Annotated in this window: 1 protein-coding gene; it reads right to left on the bottom strand. The window is 53.8% G+C overall.

The window, feature by feature from the left end:
- A partial coding sequence (locus ACFRAK_RS28895; protein WP_394573179.1) for a urocanate hydratase occupies positions 1–1,310 on the bottom strand: 1,310 nt, incomplete at its 3' end.
- Positions 1,311–1,343: the final 33 nt, after the last annotated feature.

Here is a 1,343-nt window from a genome sequence, read left to right on the forward strand (position 1 = left end):
GCATCCAGATGATCCCTGGAGAATGCCACCGGGCCGCTTAATACCCCGCTGCGAACCATCTCGTTCACCGCCAGCGCCAGCTTCGTGCGATCACCATGTCCAAACCAACCGATACGCGCCGGAAGCCCTTCTACCGGGACGTACTGGTTCGCCAACTGAATCCAATTGACCGCGATGTCGTTATCGTGGAAGAATTCAAGAATGTATTCATCCACCTTGCGGATATCCTCTACATTGCCGCTAAGCGCCACCCACCGGAAAGGACCGATCGCGCGCGCGAACAAAGGCCGTAAGAAGCCCTCCGTGAATACCACGATGTCAAACGCATGGTCCACACCGTACTGAACCGCCTGAGTCCGAATGTTATTGCCGTTATCGAACACAATCGCTCCGCGCTCCTGAAAAGCAAGCATCGCCGTCACTTCACGTGCGATCGATGCGCCTGCATCCTGCTGCAGTTGAGTCGGGTTCGATTTGCGCTGCTCCGCTGCCTGTTCCAGCGTGTAGCCGGCCGGAATGTAGCCGTATAACAGATCATGTGCCGACGTCTGGTCCGTCACGATGTCCGGCTGAACTCCTCTGCGAAGCAGTTCCGGATATATCTCCGCGGCATTGCCGATCAGACCTACGGACAGACTCTCCTTCCGACTTACCGCATCCTCGATCCAAGCCAGCGCTTCATCCAAATCGGCTGTCTTACGCTGCAAATATCCCACTTCAATCCGTTTATCCACGCGAGCCTCGGATACTTCCACACAGAGAATCGCCGCACCAGCCATCGTTCCTGCCAGTGGTTGAGCGCCTCCCATTCCGCCCAGGCCCGCGGTCAGTATAAACCGTCCGGCCAATTGCCCATCAAAATGCATTCTCGCAATAGACTGAAAAATCTCGTAGGTCCCCTGAATAACACCCTGAGAACCAATGTACTGCCAGGCAGCGGCCGTCAGTCCGCCCCATACAATCAATCCTTGCTCTTGAAACTTATAAAACTGATCACTGGTCGCCCATTTACCAACCATATTGCAATTAGCCATGATCACAATCGGGGCGTATTTATGCGTGCGCATAATCCCGATCGGTTTGCCGGACTGAATGACCAGGGTCTCGTCCTCTTCCAAATTCTTGAGTGTGTCTACAATGGCATGATAAGAACCCCAGTTACGTGCTGCCTTCGCCAATGCTGCGTAGACCGTAAGTTCCTTCTGGTTCTCGCCATTCTCCAGCACATTCTCCAGCATACGCAGTAAGGCCTCTTGTCTCCAGCCTTTGCAGCGCAGCTCGGTGCCCCGTGCAGCCGTAATCTCTGTCATGTTCTCAACCTCCAAATTATCAATATATAATAA

The sequence above is a fragment of the Peribacillus sp. NPDC056705 genome (genome assembly GCF_043656335.1).